Consider the following 19725-nt stretch of genomic DNA (forward strand, 5'->3'; position numbering starts at 1 on the left):
CAAATGTCATTTGGTGCATTTCAGTTTTTTAATTGGCTCATTTTTATTTGGTGTGGACTGGGTATGTTGTTTATTGGCATTGCGTCGATTCGGGAAGTTTTTTTTCAGTTAAAAAAGACAGGGAAAACGAAGAATCAGAATTCGGGGACGGATATGAAGCTGTAGGGAGCAGGGGCTAGCACCTCTGCTTTTTTTCGCTATAGCCTTTAAGATTTATCTTCTTTGTCTTGTTCGAGAAACACATGTTCGGCATGAATTCCATTCGTAACAGTGATGATTCCGTATGAATACTTTGGCTGCCTCCTTTTTTCAGTGCAGGACCCAGGATTAAATAATAGGATGCCGTTTGTTTCTTTCAAAACGGGAATGTGAGAATGACCAAAGATGATGCAATCCACAAGATCATCCGCAAAAGCTTCCATTGCACGCCTCTCCGTTGTCCAGCGTTTTCCATGACCATGAACGACCCCAATCCGAATACCTTCTATATCTATTATTTGCTTTTCAGGAAGAAGTGTCTGCAATTCACTAGAGTCTACATTTCCAAACACTCCCTTTACTTCTCCAAATTGTAATATCTCCTGATAAACCTCTAGAGTTTGCCAATCTCCAGCATGGATGATTAGATCACATTGCTGTAACTCTGTAACTACCTGGGGAGGGAATGTTTTTGCCTTTTTAGGGATATGTGTATCAGAAATGACGATAATTTTCATGATGTACCTCATGTATTTGAGTAGAGTTCATTAATATTTCTACATTTATCATAAAGCTCAGTAAGTTCTATTTTCCCCTCTAAGTATAAATTATTACAAGTCATTTGATAATAAACGTAAGAGTTTATATTAGAAGAGGAGTGTTTCTAAATTGAACAAAAAAGACCCATTCGAATGCCAAGAAGACATGGATCAAGTCCATCACCAGCTCATTGAACAAATCGCTCGAATCAGCGTGGATGAAGAGGAAGAGCGAATGAGAGATGAATTGGAATTGCATAAAGCAGAGAAGGCTGACTGAACTGATGTCAGCTTTTTTTCATATCAACTTACTTTCAATCGAAAAAGAATGAAGCTATTTATAATGGGTGATTTACAAGATGTAGAAGACGTGTTAACTGATAATTCAGATGGATGTATCTAGTATCGAAATTAAAGTTGATTAACTATATTAAAACTTGCGGGATTTCTGCCAGTTTTTTTGTTTATATTTAACAAATCACACTAAATCGTATCCTTTCCCACTAAGCGCAAATAATAACGGTACATCATTAAGAAAATGGGTGAAAAGTGAATGAAGAAAGAACGAAGAGGGTTGTCTGCTTGGCAGCTGACGATGATGGCGTTAGGAAGTGTTATCGGAGGTTCCTTTTTCCTCGGATCATCGGTTGCCATCAATGCGGCAGGACCTGCGATTTTAATATCGTTTATACTAGGGGGAGCACTTGTTTATTTTATCCTTTATGCATTGTCTGAAATGACAGTAGGAAGTCCGACGATTGGATCGTTTAGTACGTTTGCTGCACGAGAGCTTGGAAATGGGATGGGTTTTGTCGTTGGCTGGCTCTACTGGACAGGTACGATTCTCTCGATGTCCAGTGAAGCGACAGCAATCTCGATGCTCATCAGCAATTGGTATCCGAACGTGTCGATCGCCTGGCTTGGTGGATCGATCATCGTCGGAATTACGCTGATCAATTTATTAGGAGTAGACAAAATTGGGAAGCTTACCAGTGGATTATCGGCGATTAAGGTATTCGCGATTATCTTTTTTATCCTTACCGCCCTAGGATTGATTTTCGGAGTATTTCCTGGGGCTTCAGCGATTGGATTAGGCGAAGTCACGAGACAACCCCTCATGCCAGGAGGAATCAGCGGAATTGCAGGGAGTATGTTACTGGTCATTTTTACATACGCTGGGTTTGAGATAATTGCTCTTGCGGCAACCGAAGCTGACAACCCTACTGACACCATTCCAAGAGCCATTCGTAATACGGTGTTGTGTTTGGTAGGGTTGTATTTATTATACGTGCTTGTGTTGCTTCCACTTATCCCAACAGCCCTTCTAAGTGAAAACGTCAGTCCAATGGTCGCATCACTCACTCGATGGGGAATCGGTTGGGCAGGGACGGCATTGAATCTTGTATTAATTTCGGCCATTCTTTCAGCCATGCTGTCAGCCGTATTTGGGTTAGGAAGAATGATTCGGTCTCTCGTAATTGAAGGTCACGCACCACAAAGATTAAAGGATAGTACTGATGTTCCTTATCGGGGGATATTATTTTCAGGGTTAGCCATGCTCGGGGGCTTATTATTCGGTCTTTTGTTTCCGAGAGCCTATCTAGTGTTAATTACGTCAGGTGGATTTGCCTTAATTTTCACTTATGCCGTAATTATGGCCAGTCATATTCGTTATCGAAAAAGAAACGGCTGTCCTCCAGGTGGCATTTGTCAGATGCCAGGATTTCCGTATACGTCTTGGATTGCTTTGGTCAGTTTGATTATTGTACTACTCAGTATGCCGTTGATTCCCGGACAAACGGCGGGCTTAGTGACCGGGATAAGTATGGTGGTGTTTTTTTCTTTAACGTATTTTGTCGTGAGTCGCAGAAGTGGACTACAAGGAAGCGACAAGCAAGTACGAGGAACGCTTCAATCGAATTTTGCGACGGAGTTTTCTGAGGAACTATATGGAGATAATAATAAGGATAAAAAATAAATGATTGAGCTCTTCTTGCAACCATTCAAGAGGAGTTTCTTTTTGTATAATAAAGGTAAATATTACATAAAGGAGGGCAAGTATGAACAAGTTAGACACACCTTCATTGCTTCTTGACTATCAAAAGCTCTTAACAAATATAAACGAAATGTCATCCTTTGCAAAGGAGCAAGGAATCGCGTACCGTCCACATATTAAAACACATAAGGCAATAAAAATTGCCCAATTACAAATGGAAGCGGTTGCCGTTGGGATTACAACGGCAAAAGTCGGTGAAGCTGAAGTGATGGCTTCTGGTGGAATCAAAGATATATTGATCGCTTATCCCATCTCTAGCCCGGATAAAATCAAGCGATTAGTCAAAATGCTTGAACAAGGAGTTCAACTAAAAGTATCGGTTGATAACAATGAATCATTATTGTATTTACAAAAGGGATTGGAGCATACACCCTTTACACTTGAGGTTTGGATCAAAGTAAACTCAGGATTAAATCGTTACGGGGTAGATCCAGGGAAGGAAGTTGTCACCTTAGCAAAGGCTATTAGTTCTCAGTCCAAGTTAAAGCTGGGCGGAATTTTTACGCACGCAGGTCATTCCTATGCTGTAAAAACAATGGACGAAATTGAAAAGATTGGACATCACGAAGGCCTGAGCGTTGTGGACAGTGCCAATGCGTGCGAAAAAGAAGGTATCATAATCCCTGTTCGAAGCGTTGGTTCAACACCAACCTATAAGAAGTCTGGAAAAATAGCAGGGGTGACCGAAATCCGTCCTGGAAATGCAGTGTTTTTCGATGCTATACAGGCTGGATTAGGTGTGACGCCAATCGACCGTTGTGCGCTCACACTGCTTGCTTCCGTAGTGGGAGTCTACAAGGATCGCGTCATTTTTGATACAGGAAGCAAATCACTTTGCTTAGACAAAGGAGCACATGGAAACCAGACCGTTACTGGCTTTGGACATGTAATGGGACACCCAGAAATCGTCATTGAACGTCTGTCGGAGGAACATGGAGTTGGGGTTTTGTTACAGGAGACAACATTAAAGCTAAATGATAAAGTGCAAATTATTCCGAACCATGCGTGTACAGTGGTTAATCAGTTTGAAGAATATGTGGTACACGAGAATGGTCGTGTGATGGATATTTGGAAGATAGATGCTCGAGGGATGGTTAAATAATTGATAAGTAATACTATGTTAAAATAAGTTAATTATTCTTATTCAAGAGGTGAAGCCATTGTCCGTAGAAAACATCGTCCAAAAACAAATACAATTCTACAACGCCAGAGATCTTGAAGGCTTTGCGAGTACATACGCAGATGATATCACTGTATACACTTTCCCAGACAACCTGGTCACAATAAACGGAAAGCAAGCCCTGATCGAACGATACACAGAAACCTTTAAAAAGAACATGCACGCAGAAATTAAAAATCGCTCTATTGTCGGAAACAAAGTGATTGATTGGGAGTTTGCGACCAACGGGTTAACAGGTGAAACGGTGAGCTTAATGGCCATTTACGAGGTGGATAACAACCTTATTTCAAAGGTCTGGTTTATCAGAGAATAAGCTTTATATAAATAAACTTTATTTTTGCACAAATGAAAATTTTTCAAAAATCCTGTTGACTTATCCCATCACTCGTAATAGAATTAAGAAAATTTAAAAAGTTGAAACACAGTGAATGGGAGCATTAAGGATCATTTATTGTTTAGAGAGCTGTCGGTTGGTGAAAGACAGTCAATAAATCCCCCAACTCGCCCAGAAGTGGTAAGGCTGAAGTAGTAGTAGGCCTTAACGGATGACAACCGTAATCAAGTCATAAAGTGGGTTTGTTGCGTTTATAACAAACCAAAAAGAGTGGTACCACGAAGGCAAAGCCTGTCGTCTCTTATGAGATGATGGGCTTTTTATATTTTCTGAAGAAAGGTCGTTGTGACGATGGAAAAATTTGAGAAGTACTCTAGAAGTTATTTTATGCCACCTGTGAAAAGTATGAAGTGGATGGAGAAGGAATACATTACAGAAGCTCCTTTATGGTGTAGTGTCGATTTAAGGGACGGAAACCAAGCGCTGGTTGTTCCGTTGACACTTGAAGAAAAGCTAGAGTACTTCCAATTGCTCGTGAAAATTGGATTTAAAGAAATTGAAGTAGGCTTTCCAGCAGCGTCTGAGACCGAGTATACATTCTTACGTACATTGATTGAGCAAAACTTAATCCCAGACGATGTGACGATTCAAGTGCTAACACAATCCAGAGATCATATCATTAAGAAAACGTTCGAATCACTTCAAGGGGTAAAAAAAGCAGTTGTTCACTTATATAATTCAACGTCTGTTGCTCAAAGGGAACAGGTGTTTAGAAAATCAAAAGAAGAAATTATTGATATTGCCGTAACAGGTGCGAAGCTACTTCAGAAGTATGCGGCGGAAACAGAAGGAGAGTTTGTTTTCCAATATTCACCTGAGAGCTTTACTGGAACGGAAATGGAGTTTGCGCTAGATATATGTAATCGAGTCCTTGACGTATGGCAGCCAACAGCTGAGAACAAAGTAATTATCAATCTGCCTGCAACAGTCTCTCACTCGATGCCACATGTGTATGCTAGCCAAATCGAGTACATCAGTGATCACTTAAGCTACCGAGACAACGTAATTCTATCGATTCACCCGCATAATGACCGAGGTAGCGGAATTGCTGATGCAGAATTGGCGGTATTAGCGGGAGGACAACGAATTGAAGGAACATTATTCGGAAACGGTGAAAGAACAGGGAATGTCGATATCGTGACACTAGCTCTAAACCTATACTCACACGGGGTGGATCCAAAGCTAAACTTTGAAAATGTCATCGAAATCATGGAAATGTACGAGCGATTAACAAAGATGAAGGTTCATGAAAGACATCCGTATGCTGGGAAGCTTGTGTTTACGGCGTTCTCTGGTTCCCATCAAGATGCGATTACAAAGGGCTTTAAGTGGCGGGAAGAAAAGGAAAATGTAGTGTGGAATGTTCCATACTTAGTCATCGATCCAAAGGACATTGGAAGAGAATACGAAGGAGATATTATACGGATCAATAGCCAATCAGGTAAAGGTGGTATTGGGTATCTTCTTGAACAACAATACGGCTTTGATCTTCCACCTAAGATGCGTGAACACTTTGGTTATGCCGTCAAAAATGTTTCTGATCATGAAAACAAAGAGCTTATGCCAAATGAGATTTATGACATCTTTATCAATGGCTATGTGAATATTACTGATCCAATTCAATTCATTCAGTCGAAATCAGCTAAAAATGAAAACTATGATACGATCCTCACCGTAAAATATGAAGGAAATCATCTGGAGATTCCAGGTGCAGGTAATGGGCGTTTGGATGCAGTGAGCAATGCTCTCCAAACGAAGTTCGGGATCGAGTTTGCTGATTTAGAATACAAACAGCACGCGCAGGAAATGGGTTCTAAATCAAATGCCGTCTCGTATATTGGAATAAAAGATCAAAACGGCACCGTCCATTGGGGCTGTGGAATTGATACAGATATTATGACTTCATCCATCCGTGCATTGTTTAGTGCCGTGAATTCTTTGGTGAAAAGCAATCTTAAAATTGAGGCCATTGCCCATAAGTAACAGATAAGCTAGCCTAAATCGTATCCTGATTTAGGCTTTTTTTGAATTTTTTACCACCATTTTATGTTATTGAATATTTTGAAAGAAGGATACACAAGCAAGGTCTCTTGGGACTAAAATTTCCCTACTAAGGAAAAAAAAGCCTGTCCGATGTGGTATAATAGAGTAGACAATTGCATATAGGCAGGGTGGGGCGGTTGAGCCTTCCGTAGGGAAGGTGATAAATATCGTTGATTTGAATACCGGAATGTTTATGATAGCGCTGGTAACTCTTATCGTACTTTTAATTGATAAAATTAAAAAGTAAAACCCACCCTAGTCTTGGCGGACAGGTGGGCTCTACTCAGAAAACACTCATGTACAAGCCAATCGCTGCATTCTGCGATTATGCGTTGTCAAGGTAAGCGTAGTGTTTCGAGCACTGCGCTTATTTTTATTATTTGGAATATCTACCCTTATTATAGACTAATATTACAAAAAAATAAATGAATATAAATGGAATCTTATAACAATTTACTGACCGATTGATGAAATTTTTTGAAACGTTAGGATTTTATCTATCATTAAAATGGAACCATCTGTATTGATTTCCCTATCCATTTCTTCATATTCCTTGAGGAATAAGAAAATCATTAGGCAATGATTTAGGCTTTTGCACTTGACATGTTTTACTGTAACGAATAATATTACAGTAAGATTTAAAACCAATTCGAAGGAGGCAACCCATGAATAGTGATTTCACCCTTGCGATTCACAGTTTAACTCTTCTGGCGTTGCAGCCGGACCGAATGTCAACCAGTGAGTACATCGCGGAGAGTGCAGGAGTACATCCCGTACGTATTCGCAAAGTGCTTAGCTTGTTAAAGAAGAATGGTTTTATCACATCAAAAGAAGGTACAGGTGGCGGATTTATTTTTGCCTTGGACTTGGATCAGGTTAATCTTTGGGATATTTATCAAATCACATCTGAAGGTGCTCTCCAGCCAAAATGTACAGAGTCTAACGGTCAGTGCATAGTAGGAGCGAATATGAAGAGTGTTCTATTCTCCATCTTTATGGGGGCAGAAGAACATCTAGGTGTATATTTAAAAGAATACACAATAAAAGAAGTAGTTGAATTAGTGAAACAAAAAGAAACATAACTAGCACGTTTCTTTTTCGAATAAATGTAATAAAAATCATTACAGATAAAAAAGGAGACCTACCCATGAAAGTGAAAATCAATCGTAATGCGTCAAAGGTATTAAAGAAGATGCTGGAAACTGAAGAGGCACAAGGAAAAATGGTTCGCGTATATGTGACAGAAAATCATGTGAATCACGCACACTTTGACCTTAAGTTGGACACACCAACCGAGCATGATGAAATTGTAAAAACAGACAAAGATATTGAAATTCTATTAGATCGTCGTGAAAGCTTTTTAGATGGCGTATGGATTCAATATTTCTTTTTACCAAAAGAAGAATTTATGATTACGAATCCATCCACAGGATTTCACCAGCATTAATCACTAGGTAAAATGTAAAATAAAACATTACAGTTAAGGTGGTGCAACGTATGAAACCTTTCCAAGTGGGAGATTGGGTAAGAGGGAAAACAAACTATGGGGAATTGTTTCATGGTTATATTCATAGCGATGAACCATTCTCACAGAACATGAAAGTCAGAGTCATCAAGAGTGATAATGAAGAGATGGAGGGAAAGGTGATCTCAGCGAATTCTATTAAAATGAGACGCTTAGAAACATCCGCAACCTATTCCAAGGATTCAATCCTTGCATTAATTGATATTGCCCTTTTGATCAAGGACAAAGAATGGTTTATGGAACTTACCTCCTTGTTAACGAAGCCAACCAAACTTGAAGCACAAATGATTAATAAATCACCGTTCAATCTCATAGAAAAAAGACAGAACATCTAAAGAAAGAGGGATAAACATGAGCATTGTGAAGATTACTGATGATACGTTTAAAAATGAAATCAGCAACGGGTTAGTCCTTGTTGACTTCTGGGCACCTTGGTGTGGACCATGTAAAATGATTGCGCCTGTTCTAGAAGAAATCAACGAAGAAATGGGAGACCAAGTAAAAATTGCTAAGCTAAATGTAGATGATAACCAAGCCACAACAGCTGAATTTGGAGTTATGAGTATTCCAACCCTGCTTTTATTTAAAGACGGAGAAGTGATCGAAAAGGTTATAGGATTCCAGCCTAAGGAAAATCTAATAGAGGTAATATCTAAACATCTTTAATAAAAATCGTGCCCTGCACCAAAAAGGAGTTTACTGATGAATCATTTATTCACCCCTTATGAAATCAAAGGATTATCCTTAAAAAACCGTGTTGTTATGCCACCTATGTGCCAATATTCTGTTACGAATAAGGATGGTATTGCTACGGATTGGCACTATGTGCATTATGTAAGCCGCGCCATTGGTGGTGCCAGCCTAATCATTATTGAAATGACAGACGTAGAGCCAGACGGCCGCATTAGTGATTACGATTTAGGATTATGGTCAGACGAACAAATCCCTGCGCTCGCACGCATTGTAGAAGCTTGTCATCAGTATGGTGCAAAGGTAGGTATTCAAATTGCCCATGCTGGACGTAAAGCACAGGATGCTTCTGAACCCGTTGCGCCATCTGCTATTCCGTTTGATGAGAAATCAAAAACACCAAGAGAACTTTCTACAGAAGAAGTAAAAGAAATGGTAGAAAAGTTCCGTCTAGCCGTTCGTCGTGCGGTTCAGGCGGGAGTTGACGTGATTGAACTTCACGGGGCTCATGGATATTTGATTCATCAATTCACTTCTCCATTCACGAATAAAAGAACTGACGAATATGGTCAAGAGCTAACCAAGTTTGGCCGTGAAGTCATAGAAGCTGCAAAGAGTGAAATGCCAGAAGAAATGCCGTTAATCATGCGAATCTCTGCTAGGGAGTATGTGGAAGGTGGATATGGCATTAACGAAAGCATCGAGTTCTCAAGAGTATTCCAACAAGCGGGCGTAGATATGTTCCACGTAAGTGCTGGTGGAGAAGGACCAATCGCTGCTGCCGGTCAACCTGGCACACATGTCGCGTATCAAGTACCATTAGCAAGAGCCATCAAAGAAGAGCTGAATGTTCCTGTGATTGCCGTGGGCCGATTAGAAGAACCAGCACTTGCTAATTCCGTAATTGGAAATGAAGACGCCGATCTTGTTGCGGTGGGAAGAGGAATGCTAAGAAATCCTTATTGGGCAATCGAAGCAGCAACGGTATTAAAGAAGGAAGTAGCATTGCCGAAGCAGTATGAATTCGGTTTTCCGAGAAATTAACGCTCATATTAGTCCACTTAGCTATTGCTATGTGGGCTTTTTATTTTTTACATTTATTTTTGTATGATGTGATAGATGAGGAGAGATTTGATGACAAATATATATATTGTGAGACACGCTCACTCGTTTATCCTATAAATTTAATTCCATAATGGTTGAGATTTTTTTAAACCCCAGTGATTTATACAAGGCTTTAGCTGGATTTCCGGTGAACACATTGAGCTGAATAGTTTGTATTTCTTGCTCATAAAAATTTTGAATTGCTGCTTTCATTAAATTTTTACCTATCCCTGTCTTTCTATAAAAAGGAAATACATATAACTGGTCAATATGTCCGATTGCCTTACCTGTCAACCGATTCCAATCTATCGTTAACAAAATCCAGCCTTTTAGAATCCTATTCTCCTCTTCAATCAAATAATAGCCCCCGTTATGAATAACTGGGACAAACATGGTATAAGAATGTTCAATATTATTAGGTAAATACCCCATAGAGCTCTCGTTAAGGACAGTTCCTGAAAGCCTAAGAATATAGTCAGTTTCTATTGCATTTCCTTTTCTTATTGTCATAAGTGCACCTCAAATTAAACATATAATTAATAATATATATTTAAAGAAGTTTAATGGTGCTTGATTAACTCACTGAAAAGTAAGAAATAACCGGGAAAGAATGAGGATAGGAGAATTCCTAATGGTAAAAGAAAAATGCACTCTTTAATTAGAATGCATTTTTCTACTAAAATATTATTTCGACTGAGCAGCCATCCATTCCATAATGGTTGTTTTTTTTCCGTCGATCATCGTAGTTGGTTCGTTGTTGTATACATAGATCCAAGACCAATGTCCAGGGTATTGGTATGGAGTACCATCTGCGTTTTTATATAATCCTGATGTGTCATGTACATCTTCAAACAATGACAGATGAACATTGGTCGCACCGGCTTCAAGTAAACGGTTATACGTTGGTATAGTATTTTGTTCAGGTCGAAGAGTGGTGTCGTTTTTCGCGTGTACAAACCAAATTGGAGTTTGTTTCAGAGCCTGAATATCTTCGTCCGTGATTAACGAGTTATTTAAACCTTCACAGACAGGGTAGGCTGCCGCAAAGTATCCTGGATAATCACGAGCCATTAGCATGGTCATATATCCGCCGTTCGAGGCACCACCAATGTAGATGCGATTTGGATCTACATCTTTATGATTGGCCACATAATCTTCAATTAAAGCCATAAGAGCCTCTTGATAGATAGAGGTTCCATCAGCAGAGCCTGTAACACCTTGCATCCATCTAGTTGGTGTTTGAGGTGCTAACACATGAGCGCCATCAAAGTAGGCCTGGATTTCTTCGGATGCAAAGGCAGTAGCTTTATTAGCTGAAAGAGGGATAGTGGTATCTGTTCCACCTTCACCACCACCGTGCAACCAAATAACTAGTGGATTCTTTTCTTTTCCTTTCGTTTTTTGAGGTTCATAGTTTGCATAAGTTAAAGTCGTATCTTCATGTGTGAAACTTCCGGATGAGAAATCGTCAACTAACCCTCTCGTTCCTCCATCACTTGAAGTTACAACTAATCCTGAAATCTTTCCTGAATTGTATACAATATCCTTCACTTGCGAAATTGTATATTCACTATCAACCCAGTCGTTAAATCGATAATAATTCAGAGCGGATCCTAATGTAACAGTTGGTCCTATCTCCATTTCTAATACAACATATTTCCCTCTCACAGCAGGGTTTCCTTTCTCATCGGAAACGAAAGCGTTGGTGACCGTTCGATAGCCTTCCTCTAAAAAGGGATTGGCCAATCTGTCGTCACTTCTTTTCACATGAACGTTAAACGTATCTTTTGTGACCGAATTCTGGGGGATAGGGGTGTTAAGGTTGACGATGACCTTTGTAATAGCGGCGCCCCAGTCTTCAATTTCTGTGACGGTTCGATAAGTGGACGAGTTTGTGTCTAATTGCTTAGCGGCGGATGCATCAATGGTGAATGAAAAAGTCATGGCAGCAGCAAAAGTTACCATCATAGCGGATTTCACACGTTTTTTCATTGTTTTTAACATGTTCTTCTTTTTCCTCCTTTGTGTTAACAAGTATGGGCACAGAAACACTACATTAGGAAAAAAGATGATTCCTCCTCTATCAGATGTTATGTAAGCCCTTACAAATAAAGATTATCATGAAGAGGACGATAGGATAAGGGCTGATGTATAGCAATTTTTTGTGTTTACGAGTAATTTTTTTTACATTCAGAAAATTAAGATAAATATTAAATTAGCAAGAGTCGTATTACCTAATAATGAAGATCAACAGCGAATTACTTTCTCAAAATCCCTAAATAATCCTTCCACGGACCAACATCGGTTTGGTATCTTTTGGCCATCACACGTACAATTTGTGCCATATGGGTTAGATCATGTACGACCCATGCGGAAATCAACTCTCTTACCTTTACCACACCAAAAGCAGGATGGATGCCAGTTAACTCAAGATGTTCCTCTGGATCAACCAATTCTTTCAGCTTTTTGATATTTTGCTCTCTCAATCTTTTATACTCTGTAAACTTTTCCTTCAAACTTTGCTCAGACTTTTGGTCTAAGTGGGCAAAGCGGTCAAATGGGGGAAAGGGTTTGCTTTTACCGTCTTCTAGGATCATTTGTAAACGAGGAATCCAATTTGTTTTTTCTCCCTCAATCAGATGATCAATGACTTCTACGGCATTCCATGTTCCTTCTCCTTCACAACTTACGAGCCAGCCCTCCGATAAATTAAGAAGGAACGTTTCTAGGGTGTGGGGTGTTTTTTCCAATACCTCTATCGCTTCTTCGAGTGTAAAATTCATAACTTTTCTCCTTTCCGAATATACCAGGAATCTGGGAACATTGTATAATTAAAATATATACTTTTACATAGGGAGAGACTTTTATGGCAGCAATCACGTTCAAAGATATTCATAAAGTAGGTCATAATATACACGAGACAGAGACATTCACGCATATCCATTATCCAGAAATGCTATCAAGATATAATAGTAATTTTATCGAATACAAAACATGGGTGTCACAAGAAGAGTTCTTGCGTGATATTAAATATTTACGAGAGTTTCATACCAAAAATGGTCAAAAGCATGTGAAGTTTTATTTTCCAACTGGGGGAGAAATCCCTGACCACATAAAGAGTGTATTAACTGAAAATGAATTTGATGTAGAAAAAATGGAATTATACTCCTTGCAACCAAGCTTGTTTCCTCGTGTAGAAAATCACCCGGATATAAGCATCAAACCAGTAAACAATACGAATGTTGAAGACTTTTTATCCTTACAATACCAGCAGGATATTCAATTTGGAACAAACTTTGCCGAGCAAAAGATTGCATTATATAAGCGATTCTTAGAAGATCCTAAAATCGTCCAGTTGCTGGCTTATTACAAAGGAATACCAGTGGGTTCTGTACATGTAATTTTAACTGAAGGCACAGTTGAAATCGATGATTTTTCGGTAAAACCTGATTATCAACGAAAAGGGATCGGTAGTAGGCTGCAAAAATATGTCATGGAACATTATTCAGATAAAACGGTTATTTTAGTGGCGGAAGGTAGTGATACGCCCAGAAACATGTATCAAAGACAAAATTACCAATTGATTGACTTCCAATATGAAGCAACGAAAGTGTACAAATCATAAAAACTTCATCTATGACATTATACTGAAATATTTGTTAAAAATGGAACCAAATCAAATAGTAGTCAACCCTAATTTCTAGTATATATGTTGGTAATTTTTCAAGTATTTGGTAGATTTATAGAAGAGTATTAAATAATATGAAATCCCTTATGAAATCAAGTATTTGAGGAATAAATAAGGAAAATTGTAAGATGATTTTGAATACCTTCCAAATCCTTCCTGAAATATGACAAAAATCGTATGATACGATGAATTTGTCATGAACGACCAATAGATTTTAGGAGGAAGAACACATGATGAAGAAAAAAATCATTCTTACAGTGGCAGCAGCGGCAGCATTAGCCGTAGCAAGTCCAATGGCAGAAAAAGCAAGTGCGGCTGAAAATACAACGAACGTTCAAAAACAGAAGGTTTACGTGTATCAAGGTTCTAATTTAAATGAATTAAATAGTTACTTACAAAAGTATTTTGCTAATCTTGGAATCAAGTTTAATACAAATACAACGACAACGACAACGACTGAAACAGAACAGCCAACTCAACCAACAGTTGAGACGCAGCAACCTACTACCGAAACAACAACACAACCGGCTCAACAGCCAACGACAACCACCGAACCAACTCAAACTACTCAAACAACAAGCGGATTAAGCGCGTATGAACAAAAAGTAGTTGATCTGACGAACCAAGAGCGTGCGAAAAACGGCTTAGCGGCTTTAAAAGTGGATACAGCTTTGAGAAAAGTGGCTCGTGAAAAGTCATTGGATATGTCAAAGAATGGCTATTTTAGTCATACAAGCCCAACGTACGGTTCACCTTTTGATATGATGAAGCAGTTTGGCGTTTCTTATCAATATGCAGGTGAAAACATTGCGATGGGACAAAGAACTCCAGAAGAAGTGGTACAAGCATGGATGAATAGTGAAGGTCATCGTAAAAATATCTTGAGTGCAAACTTCAACTACATTGGTGTGGGATATGTAGAGTCTGGGAATTATTGGACACAAATGTTTATCGGTAAATAAATGATGATTTGTCGAGCGTATCTGAATGATACGCTCTTTTTAGTGCACCTTCGTTGACATAAGATAGATTGTCCTTAACATACAATGTAAGAATTGATGGTCATTCAGACGAGTAGTTAATATTTAGGAGGGTGTTAACATGTTAAAGCATGTATGGAAAAGCTATCGAATGATTCAAGAATTGCTCAAAGAATTTCCGGTTAATCATACCCCTATAGAACAACAAATGACCCCTCTGCTGAATGGAGCAAACATAGTATTATACTCAACACTATCAAACTTGCAACAATCCCCCCTGGCAAAAAAACAACTACAATACTCGTTGTCTGCGATTTACCAAAACATCGAAGAGTTAGATCGACTTATGCGTTCATGGGTGCGAGCATCCACTTGGATGGACAGCGCAGACAGCGATGAAATCGAAAGACGCAAACAATTACTGTATCAACTAAATGACCAGCTAAAACAGATGGTCCCTTATATAGAAGATATTTATGGAATCGAGGAATCTCATACTATCGTTCCAGCGTTATATCGGAGTAAGAAAGGGTTGATGTCTGGGTAATGGGTGGTTTGGCCGAAAAGAAGGACGTTCATATCCAAAATAAAGACCGTTCTTGTAGTTCCTAACCTTGGGAATAGTCTTCAAAATTCAGATGAAGACCATTTGTCTAAATAGAAGCCACCGTTACGGTCTTCATAACGCCAATGAGGACCATTTCTCGCTTCTACGAACAATCCTTAGGTAGTCATCAACCTAATCCCGGTATAAATGAATAGATTACTATATAATGTTAGGGAATAGCTTTAATACCAAAAGGAAGTGACCTTACATATGAATCCTATCCTATTCGGTAGCCTTGTCATCCTTACTACTTTTCTAATGGGTTCCTCTTTTACAGTGGGAAAAATCGGACTCGCGTATGTATCTCCACTCTTGTTAGTGGGCCTACGGTTTACGATCGCAGGCATGATCATGGCATTATTTGTAATGAAAAAGCCACTTCCACGCAAAACTCTCGACTGGGCTCGAGTGATTCTAGTAGGTTTTTTCCAAACTGCGGGAGTCATGGGTTGTATTTTCCTAAGTCTACGAACGATCACAGCAGGTGAATCATCCATTCTCACCTTTAGTAATCCGTTAATGGTAGTCATTCTAAGTACACTTTTCTTAGGTGGAAAATACGAAGTGCTACAGTGGCTTGGGGTTATTTTAGGTTTTGCCGGTGTGTTTATTACCCTAGGCTTTCATTTACAACTACAGGAGGGCACATTACTTGGACTTGGAGCGGCCATCTCATGGGCCACAGCTACAGTACTAATCAAAGCGTGGGGACAACGTTTTAATGTATGGGTCTTAACGGCTTATCAGATGCTGTTTGGAGGGATTCTTCTATTAATTATGGGGGTAACGATGGAAACTCCTAAACTCGTCTTTCATCCGACGTCCATCTTTATCATCCTATGGCTAGCGATCATGGCATCGATCGTCCAGTTTGCCGTCTGGTTTTACCTCTTAAACCAAAGCGATCCAGGCAAGACGAGTGCATTTCTGTTTTTAGCACCGTTTTTTGGAGTGCTCACAGGTTGGATGTTATTGGACGAGGTAGTGGATTGGTACGTTTACATCGGTGGTGGTTTAATAATACTAGGCATTTTCTTTGTGAATTGGTCTTTTAAACCAAAGGATATGCCCAGCTCTCAAAATGGTTATCAAGGGACTTAATCAATGAAAGGTTAGGTCTTTTTTACATGTAGAAAAAATCCCTCGCATATACATAAAACTGTGAGACTATGAACGGACCACAGGAGGCGATGAATTTGGGATAATTTCAATCATGAATTATAAGGGTGGAGTAGGGAAGACAACGGTTACATCAAACCTAGCGGCGGAACTCGCGCATCAGGGGAAGAGAGTGTTACTGATTGATTTAGATCCGCAAGCGAACTTAACACTTTCGTTTGTAAGTTTTGAAGAGTGGCGGAATTTGGACCAACAGAAACGAACGATCAAGGACTGGTATGATGAATTTTTAGATCACAACACAAACGCTCCCTTGAGAAATTCGATTATCACTCCTTATCAAGTGAACAACCGGCTGCATTCATTTTTTAATCCAGATGGAAAAATAGATCTTATTTGTTCTCACTTAGAATTGATTCATGTGGATATGGAGTTATCAAGTAGACTCGGTGGACCGACGGATCGGGCGATTCGAGGAAATTATTTACGTGTGTTATCGCTTTTAAAAAGGAATCTAGATTCTCTTAGAGAGGAGTATGATGTGATCTTAATCGATTGCCCACCAAATTTTAATATTGTGACGCAGAACGCAATGGTCGCAAGCGATTATTATATAGTTCCTGCGAAAGCAGATTATTTATCAACGCTTGGAATTCATACTCTTATCCGGCATATTCATATTTTAAAAGATAAATATAATCACCATCTTCGCCAAGGGGATGCCAACCTGTTGACGGAAATTTCTCCAGAGATGCTTGGCGTGGTGTTTACGATGATCTCCACCAATGGGAAGAAACCGATTACCATTCAACAAGAATACATGAGGCAAGTGAGAAATGACTTTCATATATTTACATCTTATCTGCGCGAAAATAAAACATTGTACGCGGATGCACCTGAGTCTGGCATTCCAGTGGTGTTAAAGAAGGTCACTAAGCAGCAGGAAGATGTGATTAAAGAGATTCAAAATCTTGCGATAGAAGTACAGCAGCTGGCTAATTTATAGGAGGAGAATATGTCGAAAAAGAATGTTGAAGAAATACTTCAGTTGATGTTAGATACCATGAAGCATTTGTCTGATGAGCAGATTGAAAAGCTTAGTACAGGTAAAGCAACCCTCCAATATGTAGAACTGTCAACCGAAAGCCATCCTTATGAGCAAATTAGAGAAGAGATTCATAAAGCAGAACATTTAAAAGACATTGAACAGATTTTTAAAACTCATACGAAAAAGTCTCTCCTATCCATTTGTAGATACTTTCAAATTTCTACGAAATCAACTGATACAAAAGCGATAATTACGAATAAAATAGTCGACTATTTTGGGATTTCAACTGTAAAAGTTCCAGAGGAGTCAACGGAGTTCCTAGAAATCCAGCAGCGGCTTGAAAAAATGGACACCATTAAGGACGGTAAAACATTTATTAATAACCATGGCACTCTTAAAACCAAAGTAAACTTAATAAAGTTAGCCAAATCACTAAATGTGTACGTCGATCCGAACAATAAGAAGAAAGACATTCAATCAAGAATTGTGGAGTCTGTAGTCGGAGCAAGATTGAGGGGGAAGGGAATAAGAGATAGATAAAAAAAGGGCTGGAGCGCTTATCTGTCCAGCCCTATACTTGTATTCATTTGATCTTGAACCTCTTCCATCTCTTTCGAAGAGTTTAACAGTACAACCCCGCCAATAATAAAAACTATTCCCACTAGCATAAGGATCGTAAGAACTTCACCCCAAAATATAACACCAATCAAGGCAGTCAAAGCGGTCCCTACACCAGACCAAATCGCATAAGCCAAACTGAGAGGTATTGTCTTTAATGAAAGGGATAAAAAATAGAATGCTAGACCGTAACCGACCGCAACACCCACTGAAGGGAGCAAAACACTCATTCCATCTGACAGTTTTAGTAAGGAAGTAGCCACTAGTTCAGAAATAATGGAAATGGATAAGAATAAATAACCTTTCATGAATGAGTACCTCCAATATTTAATAGGATTACTCCACCGATAATGAGCAGGATGCCCCATGCTTTTTTCCTATTAAAATGTTCTTTATAAATGAAGACACCAACAAGTGCAGTCAGGGCGGTACCTAAACCGGCCCAAACGGCGTAGGCCACACCGAGTGATAAGGTTTGTAGTGAAAGGGATAAGCAATAAAAAGCCAATCCATAACCAATCACGAGACCAAGGGTAGGGAGGAGTTTTTTAAACCCATTGGTCGCTTTAAGCATAGAACTACCAAACACTTCGAAGAGTATTGAAACGATCAAAAGAACATACGCATTCATAGTAGTTACTCCTTCTTTTCCGTCATCGCAAATAACTGTTGAAACACTTCATCTTGACGTTCTTTTTCTAATGGAGCAATGTTAAGCATTTTTGAGTAATACAGACCGTCTAAGGCTAAGCGAATAATGGTGGTCGTTACTGGATCGATACCGTCGTTTTCTATTTTTGTTAGAATCGACTGATACCCTTTTGAAATGTCGTTTGCTAAATGGGGATCAAGGTAAGATGCGGCGAAAACCCCTACATTTAACTCAGCATTTTGCTCTAAATCCGTTTTGGACGCTTCAATCAAGGCACGAGTCCATTTTCCAGATTTCTGTAAATCCTTTTCCGCAAATTGATCAAAATTCACATAAAGCTCCTCAAATACAAATTTTGCTAAACCCTTAATTAAACTTTCTTTATTTGGAAAGTGGTATAACAAACCGCCTTTACTAATACCCGCTTCTTTTGCCACCGCGTCTAACGTGAGGGCATTAAAGTCATGTTCAAGAATGATTTGAATGGCAGTTTGTAAGATCAGCCGGCGCTTTTGATTCGCTTTTGAGTCCATTGTTATTCTCTCCTTGGAAAAAATTCATTACATTTATTGTACCGTCTGGACGGTTTTATTGTCAAAGTAAAATTTAACAAAAAAAAAAACCAAACCCATAATAGGTTTGGTGTCAAAAAACTACTTCCAACTAGTAACCGTATCTACCGGTAATCGATAAGAAGGGCGACCTTCGACTGCTGCTTTTCCGATTGAAATAAGCATCACTGGAACATAACGGTCTTTATCTAAACCTAATGCTTCAGCAATCAATTCTCTATCGAAACCACCGATTGGGTTTGTGTCATATCCGTGGGCACGGGCAACAAGCATGATTTGCATCGATACAAGACTAGCATCTATTAATACCAATTCTTTCATTGATTGAGCCGGCATGTTTTTATAAAGAGGAGCGTACATAGCTAGAAGCTTCTCTTTCACATCTTCCGGCATAAACCCTTGTTCTACTTGCTTTCCGTAAATTTCTTCCGCATACTCGATACTGTTCATATCTCCAAATACGGCAATTACTGCTGCAGAAGTCGTTACTTGAGATGAATTAAATTGAGCAAGCTTTAACATTTGTTCTTTTCCTTCAGGCGTATCCACTACAACAAATCTCCATGGCTGCATATTGATCGAAGATGGAGCAGTAGTTGCTTCTGTTAAAATATCTGTCATTTCCTCGTGGCTGATTTTTACATTAGGGTCATAAGTTTTTACCGAACGACGTCCGTGTAAAATTTCTTTAAAATCCGTATTTTTCATGATG

General features: G+C 39.1%; 25 protein-coding genes and 1 other annotated feature. Of the genes, 17 read left to right on the forward strand and 8 right to left on the reverse strand.

The annotated features are described in order from the left end of the window. The first annotated feature begins 3 nt into the window (after positions 1-3). Positions 4-165, forward strand: coding sequence for a hypothetical protein (locus tag ACQ5H4_RS06405; protein WP_430774136.1), 162 nt, complete (start codon positions 4-6; stop codon positions 163-165). Positions 166-206: 41 nt separating this feature from the next. On the opposite strand, the gene ACQ5H4_RS06410 is transcribed toward ACQ5H4_RS06405, so the two are convergent. Next, a complete protein-coding gene (locus ACQ5H4_RS06410) occupies positions 207-716 on the reverse strand; it encodes a metallophosphoesterase family protein (RefSeq protein WP_430774137.1) in 510 nt (169 codons plus the stop codon). A 151-nt stretch (positions 717-867) separates the two neighbouring features. On the opposite strand from ACQ5H4_RS06410, the gene ACQ5H4_RS06415 reads away from it, so the two are divergent. From ACQ5H4_RS06415 to ACQ5H4_RS06460, 10 genes are all read left to right on the forward strand, one after another. After that, entirely contained in the window at positions 868-1017 is a 150-nt protein-coding gene (locus tag ACQ5H4_RS06415) for a hypothetical protein (protein ID WP_430774138.1), read from the forward strand. A gap of 273 nt (positions 1018-1290) precedes the next feature. Beyond that, entirely contained in the window at positions 1291-2715 is a 1425-nt protein-coding gene (locus tag ACQ5H4_RS06420; protein WP_430774139.1) for an amino acid permease, read from the forward strand. Between the two features lie 82 nt (positions 2716-2797). Continuing rightward, positions 2798-3895 (forward strand): alanine racemase, encoded by a 1098-nt coding sequence (locus tag ACQ5H4_RS06425; protein WP_430774140.1) that lies wholly within the window; start codon positions 2798-2800, stop codon positions 3893-3895. A gap of 58 nt (positions 3896-3953) precedes the next feature. Continuing rightward, positions 3954-4286: a nuclear transport factor 2 family protein gene (locus ACQ5H4_RS06430; RefSeq protein ID WP_430774141.1), complete on the forward strand. Its 333-nt coding sequence runs from the start codon at positions 3954-3956 to the stop codon at positions 4284-4286. A 102-nt stretch (positions 4287-4388) separates the two neighbouring features. Then, positions 4389-4612: a binding site (T-box leader), on the forward strand. 46 nt (positions 4613-4658) lie between these two features. Further along, positions 4659-6350: a 2-isopropylmalate synthase gene (locus ACQ5H4_RS06435; RefSeq protein WP_430774142.1), complete on the forward strand. Its 1692-nt coding sequence runs from the start codon at positions 4659-4661 to the stop codon at positions 6348-6350. Between the two features lie 725 nt (positions 6351-7075). After that, entirely contained in the window at positions 7076-7492 is a 417-nt protein-coding gene (locus ACQ5H4_RS06440) for an RrF2 family transcriptional regulator (protein ID WP_119708296.1), read from the forward strand. Positions 7493-7557: 65 nt separating this feature from the next. After that, entirely contained in the window at positions 7558-7857 is a 300-nt protein-coding gene (locus ACQ5H4_RS06445; RefSeq protein WP_430774143.1) for an iron-sulfur cluster assembly accessory protein, read from the forward strand. 50 nt (positions 7858-7907) lie between these two features. Then, the gene (locus tag ACQ5H4_RS06450) at positions 7908-8270 is read left to right on the forward strand and encodes an IDEAL domain-containing protein (protein WP_430774144.1); all 363 of its coding nucleotides are present in this window, start codon (positions 7908-7910) and stop codon (positions 8268-8270) included. A 16-nt stretch (positions 8271-8286) separates the two neighbouring features. Then, entirely contained in the window at positions 8287-8601 is a 315-nt protein-coding gene (gene trxA / locus ACQ5H4_RS06455; RefSeq protein WP_430774145.1) for a thioredoxin, read from the forward strand. A gap of 36 nt (positions 8602-8637) precedes the next feature. Continuing rightward, complete coding sequence (locus ACQ5H4_RS06460; RefSeq protein WP_430774146.1) at positions 8638-9669, forward strand: NADH:flavin oxidoreductase/NADH oxidase; 1032 nt, start codon at positions 8638-8640, stop codon at positions 9667-9669. Positions 9670-9801: 132 nt separating this feature from the next. On the opposite strand, the gene ACQ5H4_RS06465 is transcribed toward ACQ5H4_RS06460, so the two are convergent. The 3 genes from ACQ5H4_RS06465 to ACQ5H4_RS06475 all read right to left on the reverse strand — a co-directional run bounded on the left by ACQ5H4_RS06465 (position 9802) and on the right by ACQ5H4_RS06475 (position 12512). Continuing rightward, positions 9802-10239, reverse strand: coding sequence for a GNAT family N-acetyltransferase (locus ACQ5H4_RS06465; protein WP_430774147.1), 438 nt, complete (start codon positions 10237-10239; stop codon positions 9802-9804). A gap of 174 nt (positions 10240-10413) precedes the next feature. Then, on the reverse strand, positions 10414-11733 hold the full coding sequence (locus ACQ5H4_RS06470) for a prolyl oligopeptidase family serine peptidase (protein ID WP_430774148.1): 1320 nt from the start codon (positions 11731-11733) through the stop codon (positions 10414-10416). Positions 11734-11987: 254 nt separating this feature from the next. Continuing rightward, positions 11988-12512, reverse strand: a complete 525-nt coding sequence (locus ACQ5H4_RS06475) for a DinB family protein (protein WP_430774149.1) — start codon at positions 12510-12512, stop codon at positions 11988-11990. 83 nt (positions 12513-12595) lie between these two features. Between ACQ5H4_RS06475 and ACQ5H4_RS06480 the strand changes: the two genes are divergently transcribed. The 6 genes from ACQ5H4_RS06480 (at position 12596) to ACQ5H4_RS06505 (ending at position 17711) form a co-directional block, all read left to right on the forward strand. After that, positions 12596-13354 (forward strand): GNAT family N-acetyltransferase, encoded by a 759-nt coding sequence (locus ACQ5H4_RS06480; RefSeq protein WP_430774150.1) that lies wholly within the window; start codon positions 12596-12598, stop codon positions 13352-13354. 296 nt (positions 13355-13650) lie between these two features. Beyond that, complete coding sequence (locus ACQ5H4_RS06485; RefSeq protein ID WP_430774367.1) at positions 13651-14379, forward strand: CAP domain-containing protein; 729 nt, start codon at positions 13651-13653, stop codon at positions 14377-14379. A 139-nt stretch (positions 14380-14518) separates the two neighbouring features. Continuing rightward, a complete protein-coding gene (locus ACQ5H4_RS06490) occupies positions 14519-14944 on the forward strand; it encodes a hypothetical protein (RefSeq protein WP_430774151.1) in 426 nt (141 codons plus the stop codon). Positions 14945-15214: 270 nt separating this feature from the next. Next, positions 15215-16105, forward strand: a complete 891-nt coding sequence (locus ACQ5H4_RS06495) for a DMT family transporter (protein WP_430774152.1) — start codon at positions 15215-15217, stop codon at positions 16103-16105. Between the two features lie 112 nt (positions 16106-16217). Then, positions 16218-17129, forward strand: a complete 912-nt coding sequence (locus tag ACQ5H4_RS06500; protein ID WP_430774153.1) for a ParA family protein — start codon at positions 16218-16220, stop codon at positions 17127-17129. 9 nt (positions 17130-17138) lie between these two features. After that, positions 17139-17711, forward strand: a complete 573-nt coding sequence (locus ACQ5H4_RS06505; RefSeq protein WP_430774154.1) for a hypothetical protein — start codon at positions 17139-17141, stop codon at positions 17709-17711. A gap of 17 nt (positions 17712-17728) precedes the next feature. On the opposite strand, the gene ACQ5H4_RS06510 is transcribed toward ACQ5H4_RS06505, so the two are convergent. The 4 genes from ACQ5H4_RS06510 to ACQ5H4_RS06525 form a co-directional block, all read right to left on the reverse strand. Then, positions 17729-18097, reverse strand: a complete 369-nt coding sequence (locus ACQ5H4_RS06510) for a DMT family transporter (RefSeq protein ID WP_430774155.1) — start codon at positions 18095-18097, stop codon at positions 17729-17731. After that, positions 18094-18420, reverse strand: coding sequence for a DMT family transporter (locus ACQ5H4_RS06515; protein ID WP_430774156.1), 327 nt, complete (start codon positions 18418-18420; stop codon positions 18094-18096). The genes ACQ5H4_RS06510 and ACQ5H4_RS06515 overlap by 4 nt, the downstream gene beginning before the upstream one ends. A 5-nt stretch (positions 18421-18425) precedes the next feature. Continuing rightward, positions 18426-18974, reverse strand: a complete 549-nt coding sequence (locus tag ACQ5H4_RS06520; RefSeq protein ID WP_430774157.1) for a TetR/AcrR family transcriptional regulator — start codon at positions 18972-18974, stop codon at positions 18426-18428. 120 nt (positions 18975-19094) lie between these two features. Beyond that, on the reverse strand, positions 19095-19724 hold the full coding sequence (locus ACQ5H4_RS06525; protein WP_430774368.1) for a nitroreductase family protein: 630 nt from the start codon (positions 19722-19724) through the stop codon (positions 19095-19097). Between the last annotated feature and the right edge of the window lies 1 nt (position 19725).

It is taken from the genome of Bacillus coreaensis (assembly GCF_050586445.1).
Classification (GTDB): domain Bacteria; phylum Bacillota; class Bacilli; order Bacillales; family Cytobacillaceae; genus Robertmurraya_A; species Robertmurraya_A coreaensis.